The sequence below is a fragment of the Bdellovibrio sp. BIS2 genome (genome assembly GCF_055398295.1).
The window spans coordinates 129,023-150,261 of the sequence record NZ_AP035879.1; the positions used below are offsets into that span (position 1 = coordinate 129,023).

The window sequence follows — 21,239 nt, forward strand, 5'->3', positions numbered from 1 at the left end:
GTCGAGTTCTCCCTTCAGAACTATGGATAAAAGTCTGTCATCTCACTATAGAACAAGTCAAAGTTTTAGAGGTCGAGTTGTTGCTTCATGAGACAACCTACGAGACAATGCTGGGATACAGATGTTGAACTCACGAAGCACTTTTATTCAGAATCTTAACAACAGGCGGGGGCAGATTGCCCTGTTCGTGGCGTTGATCTTTCAGATTCTTTTCCTTTTCTTCGCAATGGTCATCAACGTTGGTCTTTTGGTTCACCATAAAATCAATCTGCAAAACTCTGTCGATCTGGCCGCCTATTACGGCGCGATGAAACAAGCCGAGGGCATGAACGTCATTGCCCATACGAACTATCAAATCAGACAAAGCTGGAAGCTTCTGGCATGGCGCTATCGCATGCTGGGGACGGCCGGGGACTTCGAGGAGCATCCGTTTGATAAAACAGGTGGGGGTCGTCTTCGCAATAGCGATGATGACAGTTTGAATCCGGCGGCTCAGAACTTTTATGACTCACCATCTTTCTGTATTACTTATATTCCGTTTAAACCAATGCCAGCTGGTGAGAACACCTGTAAAAGTCTCAAATCTCATAATGGGATTAGTGTCTTCAGAATCCCACCTGTGCTGATCGATTTGCCGAGTGTTTCTGGAAGGACTAGAAGTCTGGCGCTGAACTTACGTGCCAGCTTGATTGAGCGTTGTAAGGATTTCGGTTCCTTTAACTATCTGATGCTGGGTGGGTTCGTTGTTGCCTTTAATATAGATCAAGGTAATCGTGCGCTTTTGATGTCCTATCTTTCCAAGGCGATGAGCCCCAGTTCCCCGGATGCAGATTTCTTTGATATTGACGGCAAGAGCGTCAAGTTGGGTATGGAGAATACTCTTAAGAATAATCTGACGGCTGCAAACAACACATCCGATTTGAAAATGAGTATCTATAACTCTTTGGGGCATTCGGCCTGCAATGGATCGCAGGGGGCTAAAGGGGAGCCGGCTCGCTGGTTGAAGCAGATCAAGACTTATCCTGGTTTCAGCTACATTGATACCATTTGTACGACATCCACGATTACTCCAAAACCCAAAATGCTTTCAAATGTTGAATCAGATCTTCCTAATGCCACAGTTGCTGATGGACGATTTAGAACTGAGGTCGACGAGTTAAAAAACTATATTGGGATTCGCGAGCCCATCAGTGATATCTACAACTATTCAATCGGGGTTGAAAAGAACCCTTGGTGCATGGCCTATGTAGGCGTTTCTGCGTCGGCACGTCCGAAGATTCCGTTCTCGCCTTTTGGCTCCTTGGAAATTAAAGCCCGCGCTTTCTACAAGCCATTCGGTGGTCGCATTGGTCCATGGTATTACAACAAGTATCCATCGGGATCCGCCTCATATAATGGTTCCCAAGGCAGTCCGAATGATAAGACGGATCCTAATCTACCACCTCGTTTGATGGATCAAGCCCATGTGGGTGTACCGGGAGATCCAACGCGAATCGCAAACTACAGTCGCTATATTGGAGATAAAGTAGGTTTGAAAAGTCGTCGGGTTCTATATCAGTATGGACGTGCGATTTATAAGCTGGATCCGAACTGGAGGATAGGAGCGAATGACAATGTCGAGGTGGGCTCCAATCCGGAAAATACAGGTGATACTGCCCCGAACTTTGAACATTGGAAGCATTTGCCATTTAATTTCTATCAACGTGGTGGAAATCAAGATTTACTGGCTTGGGATCATGCTAACGACGGACCTTCTCGTATGCGCATGCTAGAGCTGTCAGCCATTCTTCCTGACCCATTTGACCTGACGTACTATTCGATAGAGCCTGATTTCTATCACAACTACTATACTCGATTGCGCGATGGCTTCTTAAAGACGGTTGGTTCAGCGTACTATAGCGATAATAGAGAGTTCTTGGGTGATATCGGTACCCACAAAGGTTCCAATAAAGAAGGTATCAATTGGGATAAGTTCAGCGTCATTGATCAGTATAAGGCTGTCGCCAATAATACCTTCATGAAGACGTTTGTGGACATTGCCGGAAAGCTGACTTACATATCAACGAAATGGCAGGATGTACTGACTTCGTGGGCACCTGTGAGTCTTGTGGATTACAGTTTGGATCCAGGCAAGTTCGGCAAGTGCACGATCACTCCAAGGGGGGCTGATTCAGGAGAGCCAGAAGTGCCAAACCCAGGAAACTGTGTCTCCGGTGGTACAACGGGCTATTCTGTGAAGATGGTTTCATCTGACTATCTTCGTCGTACCGATCTTGAATTGGGCGGCGTGGGTGTGCGTGGAGCATTGCTCAATCCCCCTCCCGATGATAGCGAGTTCTAAACAGATTTCATCTGAGTGTCTCATTCTAAGACAAGACCTAAAAACTTAAGAAACTCTGACCTTTGTCCGAAAAGGATATGGTAGGGGAAATTCTTATGCGTAGTTTGAAGACAAGTCTTCTTTCAGGCCTAATTGCATTGTCGTTCACTGCTTCGCTTGCTCAGGCCGAGGGTGATGCCACTTCCAACGTAAAAGTAAAAGCTGATACGAAGGACGTTAGCGCGGCTCAACAAAAGGTTGAAGGTAAAGGGTTTACTGAAGAAGCTAAGAACGTGAAGAGGGCCACATCCAACTGGCTCTCATTGGGTACCGCCGCAAGATCTGCGGGCGCTGATGTTCCCGCCATTAATCTCCTGCAAGAGATAGACAGTGCCGCCAGTTACTATAGCAATTTACACGGCACTTGTGTAAAGACCCAAGCGACAGCTTCTTGGTTATGTCGTGAAAAAACCAGCCCTGAACTTCAAAAAACCCTAAATAATATTAATACCGTCGCCAGCATGATTACGGGTGTGGCAGTTCAGGATGCTTGTAGTAACCTGGCTAAAATTGCACGTCTGGCTCAGGCGGGTCTTACTGCCTATACTGCGGCTTGTTCTTCTGCTCGAGCTGCCTGTGAGGCATCATGTGATACGGTTAAGACAAATCTGGATAGAATTAAGAAGGTTGTCGATTCAAGTGGAGCCTCTCTCAGTGCCTGTCAGCCCCTTGTGCCAACCAACGGTGCGGCAATCGCAGCTTGTACAAACTTTAGCAATGCAGTTAGCAAAGAGCTGCCGATGGTTCAGCAGACTGTAGAAAAAGACTCGGCACTATCCGGTGATGCTGGGGCGGAGATTGCTGCCCAGTCAATCGCTATGAAAGATAAGGCTTGTACTTACTCTTATGGAAACATGCTGGTTTCAGCAGGAGCCGGTATTGCTTCCATGATCTCTTCTTTCAAACAAGGTCAGCAGTGTGACGAGGAGTCCGACGGTACCGGCACGGACGTTGCCGTCACTCCTGCAGTCGATAAGTGCGCGGATGCAACGACTGCTGCCAACGACCCAGAGTGTATCTGTAAAGCAAATCCAAGAACTCCAGGTTGTTCGAACTCTTATCAAAAAGCCAACGATGGATCCACGTCTCGTTTGACATCCCAAGGCGCCGAGTTGGGCACCGCGAATGGCAAAGGGGATGCAAGCACTCTTCCAGGCATTGAAAGCGATCCTCTTGCGGGATTGCGTGATCTTGCTTCCACCAATGCCGGTGGCAGTGATTCCTCTGGTATCGGTGCTCCGACTGGTGGTGGCAGTGGTCTGAGTGGCTTTGGTGGGGGCGGAGGCGGTGGTGCCGGTGCTCAAGGCGAGGCTGCGAAAAAAGGTCTGAATACGGATATTCTGTCCGGCTCCGGTGGCGGCGGAGGCGGTGGTGGATTCGGCGGCTTTAAAAGTTCTGATCCGAAGCTGCGTCAGTACCTTCCGGGTGGCGCAAAAGATCCTTCCCAAGGTATGGCGGGTCAGCAGGCTTGGAAAAATGAAGTGACTGGCCAGGGTGGGAAGTCCAACTGGGAAAAGATCAAAGAACGCTACCGCGATAATAAGAACACTCTTTTGAATAACTAGGGGAAGCTATGACGAAATTAACAATCAAGTTCGTTTGTATATTGTCGTTGATCTGGTCTCCGGTTATGGCGGGTGCTGTGACTGTTAGCGGTGGCGGCACGTCTACAACAAATAATCAGACTACAGCTGATAAAGGCGTGGAAACCACAACAGGCAAATCCTCATCACCTTCTGTTAAAGATTCGGCTGATAAATCCGGCAGCTCCAATAAAGGCGCCCAAGCCACTCAGTTTCTGACTGGTGCGATGATGTTCGCCATGGCTGCGCAACAGTATCCACCATGCAGTAGCGGCTCTGGCGGCTCCTGCGCGATGATGGCTATTTTCACAGGCTTTGGAATCCTATCGATGATGCAGGGTAAAGAACATGGTAGTGCCGCTGGCTCCTCAGGTTTAACTTCATTCCAGTCTGATGGCTTGGGTAATAATCCTTATGATTACGGTAATATTGACTTGAATGATCCCAATAACCCACTTGCAAATGATCCAAGTGTTAAGTCCCTTGGTAGCAATACCAGTGCTTTGACCAAGGGTGGTATATACGACCCTAAGACTGGTACGATTAAAACTCCCGATGGTAAAACCTACAAGGCATCGGACTTTTCTTCTGCAGCTTCAATGGCGGCTGCAGGAATTCCACAAGGTGCGATTTTGGCGGCACAAGATGCCTATGCTCAGGTTTCCAAAAAATCCTCTGATAAGGTAGATAAGCTCAAACTCGGTTCCATGACAGCAACCAACGGCTTCAGTGAAGGCGGTGGCGGCGGTGGTGGTGGCTGGGGCCCAGCTTCCCCCACTGATGATGGTTCGGGTGGCGGTTATGCAGGAGCAGGCGGCTCTGGCTCTGGCAGTGTCAGTCTTGAGCGCGACCCATCAAGCCTTGCAGGCATGCAGAAGAACTACAATGGTGAACCTATCGGCGTTGCCGCTGACAGTATCTTTCTGATGATGACCCGCAGATATAAAGTCAAAGAAAGCCAAGAGTCTTTCTATACCGACGCTGAACTGGCTTTGCAGAAATAAAAATCAAAATATCAGAAAAAAGAAAGGGTGCTGTCTCCAGCACCCTTTTTGTTTTTAATAAAGCAGGTATTTCTTTCTTTCCTTGATCCAGGATTTTTCATCCTTCGCCAAAGCTGCATCCAGATCTTTCGGGGTCGCCTTTGGATTTTCAATCCAGTTCTTCAGCGCCGGTCCGCCGTTGATCACATCAAAAGCCAGGCGGTCTTTAACGTATTCATACGCGAAATCCCGATAGATCGGGTATTTCGGATGCATTTCGCGGATCACCTTCAGCATCAGTGCTGTCAGACGGAAAGGCTTGAACTGATCGTGCTTGTAGCTGATGCCGTCCGTGTGGAACTGGAAGCCATGGCAAAGCTTGCCCACATGCTTATGGAAGGTCGGCTCAAAGAAGCACTCACGCAAAGTCACACCCTTAAACCACTGAGGTGCTTTCTTTTTCATGCGTACTAAAACTTCGGCATAATCAATATCCGAAGCGCCGATGATTTCCAGCGCACGAGTCGTGCCGCGAGCTTCTGAAAGAGTTGTACCCTCAATCAGCACGGTACCAGAATAAGCGCGCGCCATATTCAAAGAGGCTGCATTCGGAGAAGGATTCACCCAAGGACGTTTCAGGTCCCAGCCAAAGTCCGGGCCTTTGTCAGGATTGTAGCCCTTCATTTTCACGATCTGCAGATCCAGATCCATTTTGTAGTAGTCAGCAAAATACAAAGCCAGCTCACCCACAGTCAGGCCGTGGCGCATAGGGATCGGTGCCGCACCCACAAAGGATTCCCAGCCTGGAAGCATTTTAAAGCCTTCCACCGGGCGGCCTGCCGGATTCGGGCGGTCCAAGACGATGACGGTCTTTCCAAGCTTTGCCGATTCTTCCATGATGTAAAGCAATGTCGTGATGAACGTGTAAATACGGCAGCCCAGATCCTGAAGATCAAACAGGACAACATCGAAGTGGGACATCATTTCAGCAGTCGGGCGGCGAACTTCGCCATACAGGCTGAACACAGGAATTTTGTGAACCGGATCGACAAAGTCCGGGCTTTCAATCATGTTGTCTTGTTTGTCGCCGCGAACCCCGTGTTGGGGGCCTAAGGCACAGGAAAGTTTGATTTTCTTTGAAAGCAAATCCATGCTGTGCTGAAGATTTTCATCCACGCTGGCAGGGTGACAGACCAGGCCCACGCGTTTGCCTTTAAGACTTTTTAGCATCTTTGGATTAGACAGAAGTACTTCAAGACCAAGTTTCATAAATATCCTTATTACAGAAAGAGAGTGTCTTTGGCATTCGTGCCGGCGGGCACTCGGGCATTGGCGCCCACGATCACATTCGTCAGCTCGCAACCATTTTCAACAATGGCTCCAGGTCCTGCGCAGAATGTTTTGTGAATTCGAGAATGTCCCAAAAATGCGGATTTGGAAACCAGACTGTAACCCCCGTCTGTGGAGGCCAGAACGGTTTCCTCTTTAGAGTATCTTTTCAGGGTTCCCTCTAAAATGGCCTTTTGGTAAGTCGCCGGGCCAGCCAGATAATGCAGGCACTTTTCAGAGGCCTCCAGGAAGTCTGTGGGATTTCCGGTTTCAAACCATGTGCATTCGAAAGGATAGGCTTCGACACTCAGACCCTTTTTTATGGCCGTGGTCAAAGCATCATACAGGATGTTGGATTCCCCTTGAGCCGGGATAAAATCAAAGACCTTGTCGGATAGAATCTGCACTCCAACAAAATGCCAAGCTTTCACGGCTCCGGCGATCGGGGTTTTTCCAAAGCCGAGCACGCGGTTGTGCGCATCTGTCCAGACCCCGCCAAACTTTGTTCCCACATCAGGGTGATCCATCACCATCAGAGTCGCAAGGCTGCGCTGATGACGGTGATGAGTAATGGCTTTTTTCATGATGTCAGCTTCTTTGGGAAGAATGATTTCATCGGCATTCATCATGACGAAAGAGTCATCACCCATAAAGTGATCCCGCGCCTTCCCCAAGCCGCCACCGCTTCCCAGAATCTGGCCAACTTCATCTGAAAAATGCAAAGACTTGGCATGGTGGCGCAGACTGTGGAAAAGATGGTGGATTTCACCGGGTAAGTGATAGGTGTTCACCACCAGTTTATTGATGGCTAGGTTTCCCAGAAAGCTCAGGGAGTGTCCGGCCAAAGGCACCGTCACAAACGGAATGGCCGGTTTTGGAAGTGTCAGCGTATAGGGGCGAAGTCTAGTGCCTTCACCCGCCGCCAGCAGCATCACATTCATAGAGTTTCGTACTTTCTTTCCAGTGCGCCGGAATCAATCAGGACATCGGCAAATACTTTGTATTCCGGGAATTCGTTGATGGCTTTCATCACACGGCGAAGAGTTCCGGAAAGGTATTTCAGATAACGACGATCCTGTCGCAGGTGATAGAAGCTTGCAAAGCTTCCACAGGCTTTAAAGCAGCGCTGGATGGATTGCAGTTCGTAAATACGATCGAATTGTTCGCGCGAGAAATCTTTCGGCAAGTAAGCCTTGGATCTTTCCAGATAGTAGTCAATCAGGGTGCGCGCCATGGAATCATTCATATCCACGTAAGAGTCACGCATCAAGCTGACCAGATCATACTGAATCGGCCCCAGGCGGGCGTCCTGGAAATCAATCACGCTCATCTGATCCAGTTTGATCATCAGATTGCGGGAATGATAGTCGCGGTGAGCGATGCGTTTTGGCTCCCTGTCCAGACGGCTTGAGATATCCACAAAGATATCCGTGATTTCTTTGTTCAGGGATTCGCCGAATGGGAATTTCAGGACACCGGAAAGAAGATTGTCTTTGCCGTAGTTCATTTCCCACAGGAACTTTTCGGTGTTGAATTCGATCTTGAAAGCGGTGCAGTCAGATTTATCCAAAGTGGCCGGGTGATGGATTTTCACGATCTCGTCGACGGCCATCTGGTAGAACTCCAAAGACGCTTCCTGGCTTTGGCTTTCCCAGAACTTTCTTTCCAGAGTCAGATCACCCAGGTCCTCCAGCAGCATCAGACCTTCTTGCGGGGACTGCGCCACAACGGTCGGAACATGCACGCCGTTTTTGGCGAAGTGATTCAGCACGCTCAGGAAGGGATAGTTGTTGGGATCATAAGGCTCCCAGCGCATCAGCACCCAGGACTGGTTGTCCTGCACCACGCGATAGTAGCGACGGTTGGAGGCGTCTCCGGCCAAGGAAAAGACCTTGTAGTTGTCGGAGTTCAAAGCTTTTGTCAAAAATGGAACTAGGAATTCATCGTGAGTGACCATAAGAAAAATTCTCACAGACACTCACGGCATTATCAAGGATAAATCAGACGGGAAACTTAGGCGTCGATCGGGCCGTCTTTCATGAAGAACAGCTCCAGAACTTCCTTCAGCCCCTGTGGCGTCATCGGTGCGCGGTCCACTTCAAAGCAGTTCACCGAAATTTCATCCACGAATTTTGAATCCAGCGTGCTTTCACCCAGCTCCTCCAGGCTTTTCAGGGAGCTTGTAATGATCAGAGGCTCGTCTTCCAGATGCTCTTCGCTGATATAATCCATCAACAGCTCTTGTTCAGCGGCATTCAGGTTTTCCACGTTTTCCACAAAGATTGTCATTCCACCCATACGGGCAATGTCCATAGAGGAATGCAGTTGGCCTTTGATGTCGTTGAAAGGAACAAATGCCCAGCGGCCGGTCAGCTCATGCAGTTGCAAAGCGACCTTCTTGTTGTTGTTTTCTGATCGCCCCTCAAGGTGGATCAGGTGAGAAATCAGCTCTGCAGCTGGACCTTCGTTGGGCACGATGGAATTATCGGCCAGAAGCTCATCGATGGAAGGCATTGGTTCTTCACCAAACAGACGGACGTTGTCCAGATTAGGCTGAACTTTACTAAGTTCTTCCAGGTTGGCTTCCTTCTGATCCAGATACCATTTGTACATGGCAGGCTCCAGCACCATTCTTACCAACTGAGCCACTCCAGTGCGCTTCTCACTATTCAGATCATCTGCGGATGGCACCACAGCTGTTCCCAGGAAGTTCCCATTCACTCGAATAGGAATATGAAGGTCACGCCCCCGCGTGAACATTTCTTCCGCGCCTGAAACTTCAGACAGGTCCATCAATTGACGGATCTGTAAACCCTTCCCATAGCGGTTGGCCAGAATCTGCTTTAGTCTTTCTACAAAAGAGCTATCCAATGTTGTCTGCATAAAACCACGTACCCCTTACACAAAGACTCCCTATTACAAGAGCAATGCCAAGTCTAAGGGGTGTTGTAATTTCCTTGTAGAATCAGTATCTTAGGGGGTTTTAGGCAAAAAAAGTGGGCTTTAAGATTTGCTCTTAAAGCCCACTAAGTTTCGATCATTTAGGTAATTCTTTTAGGGTCGGTGCCCTTTTTAGCGCGCCAGTTTACGTTTATCCAGGCCGTATTTTTCGACCTTCATGATAAGACCTGCGCGGCTGATACCCAGTTCTTTTGCAAGCTTGGACTTGTTCCAACCTGTGCGGCGCAGACCCTCGCGGATCATCTCGCGTTCCAGATCTTCCAATGCATCCTTCAGCTTACCCTGCAAACGGGAACCCTGAACTTTGTTCTTTTCGCCAGCTTCCAGAACTTTCGGGGAAAGCAGCTCCGCCATCAGTTTTGTTTCTTCGCCGGAAAGAACACAAAGTCTTTCGATTTCATTCTGCAGCTCACGCACGTTACCCGGCCATGGATAGTCATACAACTTTTCCAGGGCGCGTTTGGTGATCTGGCGTTTTGGTCCGCCTTGCTGATCGTGAATTTTGTTAAGGAAGAAATCCACCAGGAAAGGGATGTCTTCTTTTCTTTCACGCAGAGGTGGAACGCGGATGTTGATCACATTCAGACGATAGTACAAGTCTTCACGGAAGGTGCCTTGCTCTACCATCTCTTTAAGGTTTCTGTTTGTTGCCGCTACGATGCGCACATCCACTTTTCTGGATTCCGTCGCACCCACTGGCATGAACGTGCCTTCTTGAAGGACACGCAGCAGTTTTACCTGCATCTGCGGGGAGGTGTCCCCGATTTCATCCAGGAAGAAGGTCCCTTTGTCAGCCATTTCAAAAAGACCTTTTTTGTCTTTCAAAGCGCCGGTGAAAGAGCCTTTTACGTGACCGAACAACTCGGATTCCAAAAGGTTGTCATTGAACGCGGAGCAGTTCTGAATAACGAACGGCTTGTCTTTGCGGTGAGAGTTGTAGTGAATTGATTTTGCAATCAATTCCTTACCTGTACCGTTTTCACCCTGTACCAACACTGTGGAATCCGCACCTTTGATCTTATCAAGCAAAGCGTACAGAGACTGCATTGGTTTGGATTTACCGATCATGTTGTCATACTTGAAACGGTTGCCCAGTTCCTTGTTCAGTTCTTTGATGCGGTCTTCACGGGAAGAGATTTCCAGGTGAAGAGTCACGATTTCCTGAGCCACCAGTTCGCAAAGCTCATTGAAGTGAGCGCGCTCCTGATCATCCAGGAATTTCAGCTTGCCCAGACATTTTTCAATCACTTCGCCGGACATGCCAAACGCTGCAAGGCGCTCGCGGATTTCTGTCAGACGTGAAGTGAAGTTGGAGTCACGGAAGAAGCCCATAGCCACAACCGTACCCACACAGTCATTTTCGATCATGATCGGGAATACACCCACATCGAAACCAACCATGTCCCACTTGCGCAGGGAGAATCTGTTTTGGGAAGTGCGAAGATCATCCAGAGACTTGGTCACAAGTTCTGCGATGCTTTGCTGGCCAGCTTCTTTTCTTACCAGAGCTGTGATTGCCGGGTTGCTGAAAGTGACTTTATCAGAGTCATAACCTTTAAGCATTCCGCGCTCGTCTGTGAAAACAACGTCAATGTTCCACCACGCGCTGAGAATCTGTTTGAGCTTGTTGATGACATGTATATGTTCAAACTCATCCCAATTAATCATAAGTATCGTCCTTTCAGTGACTGTCAAAAGTATCGATACTTTTATCGTCAAGAAAGTAGACGAACTTTAGCGGGACTGTCTAAAGAGCGTGCAAAGCTGGACCAAGGACTGGTACGCATGTCTCATTCTAAGACTTATATTCAGGCGGGATGTGCTTTCCTTCGCCATCACGAAGCGCATGGTAGGTCGGAGACATGATTTCAATCTGAGCTTCGTTAAACAAATCCTGAATATTTCTGTATAGATCGGAATACACATCGTCAAAATTGTTTGCAAGACGGGTGTAGCCGTTCAGTTCATACTGCACGTAGGAGTTGTCCAGAGCTGTCTGGAAAACAAACGGCTTCGGATCTTTTAATACGCCTTCGGTGCGGGCTGCGGCTCCCAGCAGAAGCTCGTGCACCTTTCTCCAGTTCACATCATAACCAATTGTGATTCGTGGATTCAGGATCAGTCCTTTGGTGTCAGCAACGGCGCTGAAGTTGATGATGTGGCTGTTCAGGACATTTGAATTCGGGATCGTCACATCCACATTTTTAATCGTACGAATGCGGGTAACCAGAAGGTTTTTTTCAACGACATCACCGACCGTCGTGCCGAGTTTTACGCGGTCACCCACCTGAAACGGGCGCATGTACGTGATGACCAGTCCTGCCACCATATTGGAAATGGCAGAGCTTGACCCCAGAGAGATCAGAAGCCCCAGGAATACAGAAACCCCCTGAAACGCTGGAGAGCTTGAGCCCGGCAGGTGAGGGAAGATGATGATCAGTGTGAACGCCAGAACCAGAATTCGCACCAGATTGTAGGTTGGGTGAGCCCATTCGGGATGGAATCCTTCAATTTTCAAGTATCCGCCTTCCACGCGCAGGAAGAACAAGCGGATGACTTTCAGAATGTAACGCATCACCAGGCAGATGACGACGACGTAAATGGCTTTGGGTATGTAGTCGATGATGGTCTTCAGTACTTCCTTCAGAGGATCCAGAATGTAGTGAAGCATGTTTTCCGAGATGTGCTGCGTGTCGGGGAAAAATCCCAGCACCAGGGAGAAATAGAAATAAAGACCCAGCAGCGTAACAATCAGTCGGAGCCCCTTTAGCAGGCTGCAGATGCCAGATGTCAGGGCCTGAGCGGTGATGATTTCAAAGTTGTGGATTTTTAAAGCGGGTAGTTGGCTGTGGGGCAGGGACTTGATTTTTTTCTGCAGCCACGGGAAAAGCCAGCTCATCAGGGACAAGGCCACAATCAGGATGATGGTGGCGATACCGGTGTTGATAACAGCGCTGCTTAGCTCAGATCCAAATAAAGTAGACATACTTTATTTAGATCATAGAACTAAGTGTGTTGCAAACTGTGGAAACGGAAGTATTCGCCCTCATTTGACATGAGGTCTTTGTGAGTTCCGATCTCGGCGATTTCACCTGATTTCATAACGACGATCTTGTCAGCTTTTTGAATTGTCGACAGGCGGTGTGCAATCACCAGAGCTGTGCGGCCTTCCATCAGGTGATCAATACCTTTTTGGACTTCAATTTCACTGGCAGTATCCAAGGCACTGGTCGCTTCATCCAGGATCAGTACCGGGGCATCTTTAAACATCGCTCGCGCAATACTGATGCGTTGTTTTTCACCACCGGAAAGAAGATTTCCGCGGTCACCCACGCGGCTCTGATAACCTTGTGGTGTCTTCATGATGAAGTCATGGGCATTGGCCAGCTTTGCCATGGCAGGGATGTCTTCGCGGGTGCGGTTGTAATCACCAGCCCAGATGTTCTTTTCAATGGTATCGCTGAACAGGAACACATCCTGAGTCACCAGTGCGACATTGCGGCGCAGATCCTGCAAACCGATGTGGTGGATGTTCACGTCATCAATCAGGATTTCACCAGAGGTGGGGTCAAAGAATCTTTCCAGCAAATTCACGATGGTGGATTTGCCGCTGCCGCTGGCGCCGACCAGGGCAACCACTTCGCCGCGGTTGATTTCAAGATTCAGGTTCTTCAGGATCATTTCTTTGCCATAGCTGAAGCTTACGTTTTTATATGTGATCTTCTTCCAGTCTTTCGGGAAAGGAACCGGATTGGCAACTTGAGGAACCTCTGATTCGTTTTCAATGATTTCAAAGATACGGCGCAGGGAAATGGTCACTTCCTGAATGCGCACATAAGCTTCCTGAACACGCTTGATGGGCTGATTGATCATCAGCAGAGAAGCCACAAAGCCCACGAATGTGCCTGGTGTGCTGCGACCAGCGGCGATTTCATAACTCACGTACATGAACACACAAAGTACAATCGCTGTGGCCAGGAATTCAGTCACCGGACCACTGGCTTCCTGGCGTTTGTAGATGGTCTTGCGAATACCAAGGTACTTGTCGGATTCCTTGATCAGGCGCTCGCCCATGTCTTTTTCAAGATTGAAGGATTGAATGATGCGAACGCCGTCCAGACTTTCCTTGATGGTGGAGGTCATGTACTCCATCACATCGCGTTCCTGGGGGATGTACTTGCGCATGCTGCGCGCGATATTTTTTAGAATGACGGCAATCAACGGAGCAATCAGGAAGGTTGCCAGGGTCAGTTTCCAGTCGATGCGGATCAGATTGATCAACAAACCCACAAGCATCAGCGGATACAGAAAGATGTCAGCGACGACGCGCAGGCCATCCTGGATGATGCGAATATCATTCAGAATACGGCTGATCAAACCACCGGAACCCGCTGCATAGTTATTATGGAAGGACAGATTCAGGCGCATGAACTTCTGCTGAAGCTTCTGGCGCAATCCCTGAACCACACGTTCAGCCGTGTAGTTCATCAGATAAATGTGGAAGTAGCGGGACGTCGCCTGAACCAGAGCCAAACCCAATGCGATCGGCACAAGGGTGGCCATGGCTTGCTGCTGGTTTGCAGACAGCCCGTCAAACAGACCCTTGATCATATAGGCCAGTTGAGTGGTTGCCAGTGCGTTCAGAATCCCTGTTGCGGCGACGATGTAAAGGGTGCTTTTGTACTGTTTAAGTTCGCCCAGGAGTTTCTTGATTTCAGGTGACATCATTTGTTTCCAGATTACGAGGTTTGGTGGCTCTCGATATAACGCTTGAGATATTGCCCCGTCAGACTTTTCTTCACTTTCATGATGTCGTCCGGAGTGCCCGTAGCCACAATGTTTCCGCCTTTTTTACCCGCTTCGGGACCGAGGTCAATCACATAATCTGAACCGCGGATCACATCCAAATTGTGCTCCACGACGACGACGCTGCCGCCAGTCTCGATCAGCTTGTTCAAAACCTTCATCAAAAGCTCGACCTCGCGGAAGTGCAGACCGGTGGTCGGCTCATCCAGGATGTACAGGGTGGACTTCTGTTGGACTTGAGACAGTTCTTTGGCGATTTTCAGACGCTGGGATTCCCCACCGCTTAAAGAATTGGCCGGTTGCCCCAGTTGCAGGTAATCCAGACCGACTTCTTTTAGTACGCTCAAAGGCTTACGGATATTCGGGTGAGCCACGAAGAAATTCATGGCTTCATTCACGGTCATTGAAAGAATTTCGTGAATATTTTTGTTTTTGTACTGAATTTCCAGGATCTCGGGACGGTACTTTTTACCGTCGCAAACGTCACATGGGATAACCACGTTATCCATGAACATCATGTCGATTTCCTCATAGCCTGTGCCTTTGCAGGCCGGGCAGCGTCCGCCATCCACATTCAAACTGAAGGTTCCGGCCGTGTAACCACGGGACTGGGATTCAGGGGTTGTCGACATGATCATACGAATGGCATCAAACGCCTTCAGGTAAGTGATCGGTGAGCTTCGCGCGGATTTACCAATCGGGGACTGGTCGATTAGCAGTACGTTCTTGATATGCTCCACGCCATCCAAGCCGGAATAGTCCTGCGCTGGCATGTATTCAATATCCAAAGCGCGAGCCAAGGCCGGATAAAGAGTTTTTGAGATCAAAGTCGATTTGCCTGAGCCACTGACGCCCGTTACGGTCACCAGACGATTCAGCGGGAAGACCACATCCAGATTCTTCAGGTTGTGGCCTTTGGCGCCTTTGAGTTCAATCTTAACCTTGTAGTTATCGACATCCACCGGGCGAATCGTGCGTAAAGCCTGCCAGTTTTTGGAAGGCTTCAGGAACGGAACGGTGTTGGACTTTTCATAGTCATAGAATTTTTCAGTGGTGCCAGAGTAAACAACCTCACCACCTAGGTATCCAGAGCCAGGACCCATTTCGATGATGTGCTCGCTGGCTTTGATCACATCGTGATCGTGTTCAACGATGACCAAGGTGTTTCCAAGGTCTTTAAGATCCTTCAGGATCGAAATCAGGCGGTCGTTGTCGCGCGGGTGCAGACCCACAGTCGGTTCATCCAAAACATACAAGGCTTGAGAAAGACCCATGCCAAGTTGGTTGGCCAAGATCAAACGCTGATATTCTCCGCCGGACAGTGTGCGGGTTTCTCGTCCTAGGGACAGATAATGAACCCCGACACGCATCAGGAATTCCAGGCGTGAGCGGATTTGTTTTAACACTTCTCCCGCTACTTCCTGCTGGAATGGGGTGACTTCCAGTTTTTGGAAGAAGGCATTCAGGTCCTCAATCGTCAAATTGGAAAGATCATTGATATTCGAGTTGGCAATTAGAACGTGATTGGCTTCCGTGCGCAGGCGTGCGCCTTTGCAAGTCGGGCACTGGAACGGACTGCGGAAGCGGGAAATAAACACACGCACGTGCATTTTGTATTTGATCTGATCCAAGTATTCAAACAGGCCACGCACGCCGAAGAAATCTTTATTTCCATTCCAGATCACATCACGTTCCGCTTTTGGAAGGTCTTTCCAAGGGGTGTGTGTGTCGATCTTGGTTTTTTTGCAGTACGCAAGCAGCTGCTTTTTTTCATGAGCCGCACTGGGCATCCAGAACGGGCTTAAGGCCCCTTGAGCCAGGCTCAAATTCGGATTTGGAATCACTTTTTCTTCGTCGATGTCCAGGATATTACCGAAGCCTTTGCAGGTTGGGCAGGCCCCGATCGGAGAATTAAAGCTGAAAAGTTTCGAGCTCAGTGGTGGCGGCGTGTAGCCACACACCGGACAGGACGCTTCTTCGCTGACCTGCAGGCGCTCTCCATCAGTGGAAAGAATGGTCGCTCGGCGGGTGATCAGATGAGTGTTGTATTTGATGCTGGCTTCATAGGCTTGAGTCAGTGAATCTGCCAGTCGGCCGCGTTCATCCTCGTTGAAAGACATACGGTCGATCACCAGATAGAACGTTTCTTTAGGCAGACCTTTTTTGATTGCGGCGGCTTCGCCAATTTCGACGACCGTACCCATTTCTTCATTGGTCAGGCCGCCAGGATTTGTGGGAACGACTTCTGGAACCTCCACTTTTTTGGAGGCCTTCTTGCCGGAAGCTTTGGTTTTTTTACCAGCTGCTTTTGCTGCAGGCTTTTTAACCTCGGTCACTTTTGGGATGTAGATACGAAGGTAGCCGTCCTGCAAAAGAAGTGAATGAAGCTTTTTGCCTTCAGCCACGCGGCCTTCAGAATTGATTTCTACCAGAAGATAACCGCGCTTTCCGGCAAAGTTCTTTAGAACCTTGTCGGTGGCTTCGGTCACACTTTCTTTTTCAGTGGGGCAGTGGTGAGTCGGGCAGTAGGATTTCCCGATTTTTTCGTAAAGCAGTCGAAGATAGTCGATGATTTCGGTCGTGGTTCCCACGGTCGATCGGGAGCTTTTAACCGTATTCTTTTGTTCAATCGAAATCGCCGGGGGAATATTATTGATGCCTTCGATGTCCGGTTTCGGAGCTTTGTTCAGAAACTGACGGGCATAGTTGGACATGCTTTCGATAAAACGGCGCTGACCTTCGGCAAACAAAGTTTCGAAGGCCAGGGAAGATTTCCCGGAACCACTGGGGCCGCAGATCACAGTCATGGTACCAACCGGGATCTTGACCTCAATGTTCTTAAGATTGTTTTGTTTCACCCCCCAGAGGTGAATATCCTTCATTCCGATAAATCCTGTTTGTAGAAGTCAGTCGCTTCTTCTGCTTTGTTCGAGGCGGCTGTAGGTTCAGTCCCTTCAACGAAAGCCTGACGAATGATCTTCTTGGTTGAAGCCGAAGCCAGTTTACCTGTTTCGCTGTCGATATTAGCAAACACAATACCGTCCGGCACGGGGAAAGTCATCTGCGGAAGACCTTCGTGAGCCGCTTTCATGTAGTCCACCCAAATCGGCAAAGCGGAGCGTCCACCGACCTCGCCTTTACCCAAGCTTTTTTCTTTGTCAAAGCCCACCCACACACCAGTGGAGATCTGCGGGCTGTAGCCGATAAACCACGCGTCAAAGTAGTTGTTCGTGGAACCTGTTTTGCCAGCCACTTCGCGACCCACCGCTCTTGCGCGACCACCAGTACCACCCGCGTCTTCAACAACACCTTTCAACAAGGTTGTCATGACATAAGCAGTGGAAGGGCGAATCAGCTGATCAGCATCCTGGAAGAAGATGCTTGGATCAAGTTTGGCATTCTTGCCTTCCTTCTTTTTCATTTCTTCGACCTTGGCTGGATCGTTCATGGCTTCGAGGAAGGCTTTGCGACGCTCTTCGAAACCGTCATTGATGGCTTTGATCTCTTTGTCAAAACGGGCATCCAAAGACACGGTCTTTAGCAGATTCTTGCCATTGGCATCATCCACTTTGTGAATCAGCAGCGGGGAGAGTCTTTTTCCAAGGCGACCAAATTCAGCAAAGGCTTTGGTCATTTCATACAAAGTCACACTGCTGGAGCCCAGGGCCAGTGTAAAGTCCGGATTCAACGGACTGTAGATTCCCAGTCGACGAGCGTATTCCATAGACCATGGAACACCGACATCCTCGATGATTTTTACTGTCGGGATATTCAAAGATTTGACCAAAGCGTTGCGGAACAGAATGTCGCCACCGAAGCTTTTGGAGTGATTGGATGGCTTCCAAACCTTCATGTCACCCTGACCTTCAGCATCGTCAGCGGCGCCGCCTTCTTCGTATACAATCGGGGCATCCATGATCGGAGTTGCCGGAGTGTAGCCCTTTTCCAGAGCCGAAGCGTAGACGATTGCTTTGAATGCAGAGCCTGTCTGGCGGGGAGCTTGAATTGCACGATTGAATTCACTTTTTGCGAAGTTGGATCCACCCACCATCGCCAGGACATCCTGATTTTCCTGATCAAATGAAATCAAGGCCCCTTCAACAAGTGGTTCCTGATCCAGTTCAAGACCGATGAATTTGCTTAAGTCGGGTGCGGCAGCAGTCGGCAGGCCTTTTTTCTTGCTGGCCAGTCGATTGGAGTTGAATTGATCTGCGACCACTTTCACCAGAATCACATCGCCTTTCTTCAGCGCTTCAGAAGGTTTTTTGATCGCGGCCAGGTCATAGCGAGCCTCGGAATCCGGTTTGCGGGCCCAAGTCATGGTTTCAATGTCAATCACGCCGCGGGTCTCTGGCAGTTTCACGTAAACCAAACCCAGCGCATCGTCGACTTTTTCAACGACACCATTCACGGTGTCTTTCAGTTTGATATACGGAGGCAGCAACGGATGCAGCTTTTCATCCTGCGCTGATTTCACCGGTACGATATCGGCGAACTTTCCGTCCGGCAGAATGGTTCTTTCCGGAGTGAAGTCCGAGATCAGCTTCTTTTGATTTTCTTTCAGGAATTCTTCGATAGCGTCTTCATCAGATAGGTTTTTGGAGGGACCACGATAACCCTGACGCTTATCCAAAGACTTCAGACCTTCTTTTACAGAGTCCTGAGCGGCCATCTGTTTGGTCAGATCAAGGCTGGTGTAAATTTTCAGGCCCTTGTCCAGAACCATGTCTTCACCCAGTTGATTCACCAGCAACTGACGAACAGTTTCCAGATAGAACGGAGCATACTCTTCGTAGTTTTCACGAACGTAAACCTTCACCGGCTCTTTGATGGCCGCTTCGGACTCTTCTTTGCTGACGTAACCCACATCAGCCATGCGGCGCAGAACATAGATCTGACGTTCTTTGGCGCGCAAAGGATTTGAAACCGGGCTGTAACGGGAAGGAGCCTGAGGAAGACCCGCCAGGATTGCCATTTCGGACAAAGTCAGTTTGGAAACCGGTTTGCGATAATAAGTCTGGGCGGCCTGTTCAACACCGTAAGCTCCCTGACCGAAATAGATCTGATTCAGGTAAAGGAAAAGGATGTCTTCCTTGCTCAGATTCTTTTCCATCTCAATTGCCAGAAGAATATCACGCAATTTTCGGGTCAGAGTTTTTTCAGAGGACAGAAGCAGTGTTTTTGCCACCTGTTGCGTGATCGTCGATCCCCCTTGAACGGAACGACCGGCGCGCAGGTTGGCTAATGCCGCACGGAAGATCGCTTGGGGATTGATCCCTTTGTGCGAGAAGAACTGATCATCTTCGGCCGCCAGGAATGCATTAACAAGATTCTTTGGAATCTTTTCGTAAGGAACCAAGGTGCGGCGTTCGCGGAAGAACTCACCGATTTTCTTGTTGTTGCGATCATAGACCTGACTGACCAGCAGGGGCTGGTAGTCTTTCACAGTGATCAATTGTGGCAGGCCGGATCTGACAGACTGAATGATGAGGTAGACACCGAGGATGCCGACAAGACCGAGGGCGACGCAAAATAGCAGGATCTTTTTTAACACTGTGGGGGGCTCCTTTAATAAGCCCCCATTCTAACAGTGCAAATGGGTAGGGTCTAGGGACACTGGCCCGAAGGCTGGGTCTTACTTTCTGCCTGATTTAGAGCCCGAGCTGCGGGAACGTTTTGAGGAGCCCTTCGCAGCTTCGCCCAGGTAGCAATCAATTCCGGAACTGGCTATGTTGGCTTTTACGTCTTCGATAATCTCAGTTTGCGCGGAGATTTCACTGGAAGCTTCCTCAGATGTGTATTCCGCACCACGTTTTGGCGCAGGACCCAAAGTCATCAAAGAGTTGTTCGCCCGGTTCAAAGCCTCGGTGTAGCTCTGCTGTTTAGTAGCCAGGGCTTTTAGTTTGGTCTGCATGTTTTCCTGAGCCGCCTGCATCTTGTTCTGAGTCAGGGTCATCAGGTCTGTGACCTTCTTTTCGGCCTGAGTTTTTCTTTTGGTCGTGTCCGCTTTCATCTGATCCAACTGCGTGGAAGCCAGATTCAAAGAATCATTCAGTTCGTCGGTGCTGGCTTCAGCATTGCGGATCTGGTCGTTGATGGATTCCATTTTTGCGGCACTTTGTTCGTTCAAAGAAATTCGAGCCTGCTGGAAGCGGTTCATACATTTGTTGAACGCATCCAAAGCCGCTGCTTTTTGTGCTTTGGCTTTGGAAATATGGCTTTTATTGGAAGTCGCGTTCACTTTGCCATAGGATTCTGCGGCCTTGGTGTATTCCTGATTACAGGCATACTTGGATGTTTCTGCCGTTAATTCCAGCATTTTGGTCGCTTTTTCACGAACGGCATTGGTCATCTCAGAACGCAAAGCGATGATTTTGGAGTTGTATTCGCGCAGCTTTTCTTTGGCAGCATTTTGGCTGGCCTGGAATTCAGAGATCTTTTCACGCTCTTGCTCATCCAATGACGTCTTAGTTTCTTCCAGTTCCTGTTGGGCATCGGTCAGAGCCTGTTGCAGTTCCTGAATGGTCGTATTGAACGTCTCTTTGATCTCAGCTTCATCATCAGCCAGTTCGGCGATGTCTTTTTGAGTGTCTTTGATCTCGGTTTCAAGACGCTTTTTTTCGTCGTAATAGTCGCGACCATTCATCTGTGGGCAAGAGCCACCAATATTGGAGCCGGCCGGAAGACCCATCAAAGTGCCGATGGCGTCAGTGGTGTCAAAGCTATCAGTGCCCAAAGTTTCGGAGCAGGCAGCGGCTTTTTCCGCGCATCCTGAACCTAGGCCGGCTTTGCGGCAGGCTTCGGCAATTTTGTTTTTAGCGGAGGAAATTTCGCTGCGTGCCTGATTACACTCAGATCGCTCGCGTGCTTTTTTGCTTTCAGCTACGTCCTCGGCAGATCTGGTGCCAATTGTGATTCCGCCAGTACTTGATTCAGCAAAGGATACGGAAGGGGCTACCAAAGAAAGCACGCTCAGGATGTTGATAACTGTTTTGACAGATGCATTTTTTTTAGAGCTTGAAATCTTATTCATTTGATTTCCTCCCCGATGATAATGAGTGGTGCAATACCAGTACCAATTATCGGCAGACCTGCCTAAAAGGTTTACGTCTCACAATGAGATTTCGGCCAGAGCCAGTACAGGCGGGAAAAGAAAATAAAAAAGCCCGGCTTGGGACCGGGCTTCGAGGTGTTTCG

The 21,239-nt window shown here is 49.1% G+C and carries 13 protein-coding genes; 3 read left to right on the top strand and 10 right to left on the bottom strand.

Features of this window, described 5'->3' with window-relative positions:
• Positions 1–121 precede the first annotated feature (121 nt).
• The 3 genes from ACZ520_RS00670 to ACZ520_RS00680 all read left to right on the top strand — a co-directional run bounded on the left by ACZ520_RS00670 (position 122) and on the right by ACZ520_RS00680 (position 4,967).
• On the top strand, positions 122–2,341 hold the full coding sequence (locus ACZ520_RS00670) for a Tad domain-containing protein (RefSeq protein ID WP_464127048.1): 2,220 nt from the start codon (positions 122–124) through the stop codon (positions 2,339–2,341).
• A gap of 95 nt (positions 2,342–2,436) precedes the next feature.
• Positions 2,437–3,945: a hypothetical protein gene (locus tag ACZ520_RS00675; RefSeq protein ID WP_464127050.1), complete on the top strand. Its 1,509-nt coding sequence runs from the start codon at positions 2,437–2,439 to the stop codon at positions 3,943–3,945.
• An 8-nt stretch (positions 3,946–3,953) separates the two neighbouring features.
• Entirely contained in the window at positions 3,954–4,967 is a 1,014-nt protein-coding gene (locus tag ACZ520_RS00680) for a hypothetical protein (RefSeq protein ID WP_464127052.1), read from the top strand.
• Between the two features lie 54 nt (positions 4,968–5,021).
• Here the strand turns inward: ACZ520_RS00680 and ACZ520_RS00685 are convergent, their stop codons facing one another.
• The 10 genes from ACZ520_RS00685 to ACZ520_RS00730 form a co-directional block, all read right to left on the bottom strand.
• Complete coding sequence (locus tag ACZ520_RS00685) at positions 5,022–6,215, bottom strand: exo-beta-N-acetylmuramidase NamZ family protein (protein WP_464127054.1); 1,194 nt, start codon at positions 6,213–6,215, stop codon at positions 5,022–5,024.
• A gap of 11 nt (positions 6,216–6,226) precedes the next feature.
• Positions 6,227–7,216, bottom strand: coding sequence for a sugar phosphate nucleotidyltransferase (locus ACZ520_RS00690; protein ID WP_088566635.1), 990 nt, complete (start codon positions 7,214–7,216; stop codon positions 6,227–6,229).
• On the bottom strand, positions 7,213–8,247 hold the full coding sequence (locus ACZ520_RS00695; RefSeq protein ID WP_232468879.1) for an aminoglycoside phosphotransferase family protein: 1,035 nt from the start codon (positions 8,245–8,247) through the stop codon (positions 7,213–7,215). Before ACZ520_RS00695 ends, ACZ520_RS00690 begins: the two co-directional genes overlap by 4 nt.
• A 41-nt stretch (positions 8,248–8,288) precedes the next feature.
• Positions 8,289–9,158 carry a hypothetical protein gene (locus tag ACZ520_RS00700; RefSeq protein ID WP_088566633.1) on the bottom strand — a complete coding sequence of 290 codons (870 nt, stop codon included), beginning with the start codon at positions 9,156–9,158 and terminating at the stop codon, positions 8,289–8,291.
• 189 nt (positions 9,159–9,347) lie between these two features.
• Positions 9,348–10,904: a sigma 54-interacting transcriptional regulator gene (locus ACZ520_RS00705; RefSeq protein WP_088566632.1), complete on the bottom strand. Its 1,557-nt coding sequence runs from the start codon at positions 10,902–10,904 to the stop codon at positions 9,348–9,350.
• A gap of 127 nt (positions 10,905–11,031) precedes the next feature.
• A complete protein-coding gene (locus tag ACZ520_RS00710; protein ID WP_088566631.1) occupies positions 11,032–12,222 on the bottom strand; it encodes a mechanosensitive ion channel family protein in 1,191 nt (396 codons plus the stop codon).
• Positions 12,223–12,242: 20 nt separating this feature from the next.
• Positions 12,243–13,964 (bottom strand): ABC transporter ATP-binding protein, encoded by a 1,722-nt coding sequence (locus tag ACZ520_RS00715; RefSeq protein WP_088566630.1) that lies wholly within the window; start codon positions 13,962–13,964, stop codon positions 12,243–12,245.
• An 11-nt stretch (positions 13,965–13,975) separates the two neighbouring features.
• A complete protein-coding gene (gene uvrA / locus ACZ520_RS00720) occupies positions 13,976–16,924 on the bottom strand; it encodes an excinuclease ABC subunit UvrA (protein WP_464127059.1) in 2,949 nt (982 codons plus the stop codon).
• Positions 16,921–19,596 (bottom strand): penicillin-binding protein 1A, encoded by a 2,676-nt coding sequence (locus ACZ520_RS00725; protein WP_464127061.1) that lies wholly within the window; start codon positions 19,594–19,596, stop codon positions 16,921–16,923. The genes uvrA and ACZ520_RS00725 overlap by 4 nt, the downstream gene beginning before the upstream one ends.
• Positions 19,597–19,677: 81 nt before the next feature.
• Positions 19,678–21,075 (bottom strand): coiled-coil domain-containing protein, encoded by a 1,398-nt coding sequence (locus ACZ520_RS00730; RefSeq protein ID WP_374034522.1) that lies wholly within the window; start codon positions 21,073–21,075, stop codon positions 19,678–19,680.
• Positions 21,076–21,239: the final 164 nt, after the last annotated feature.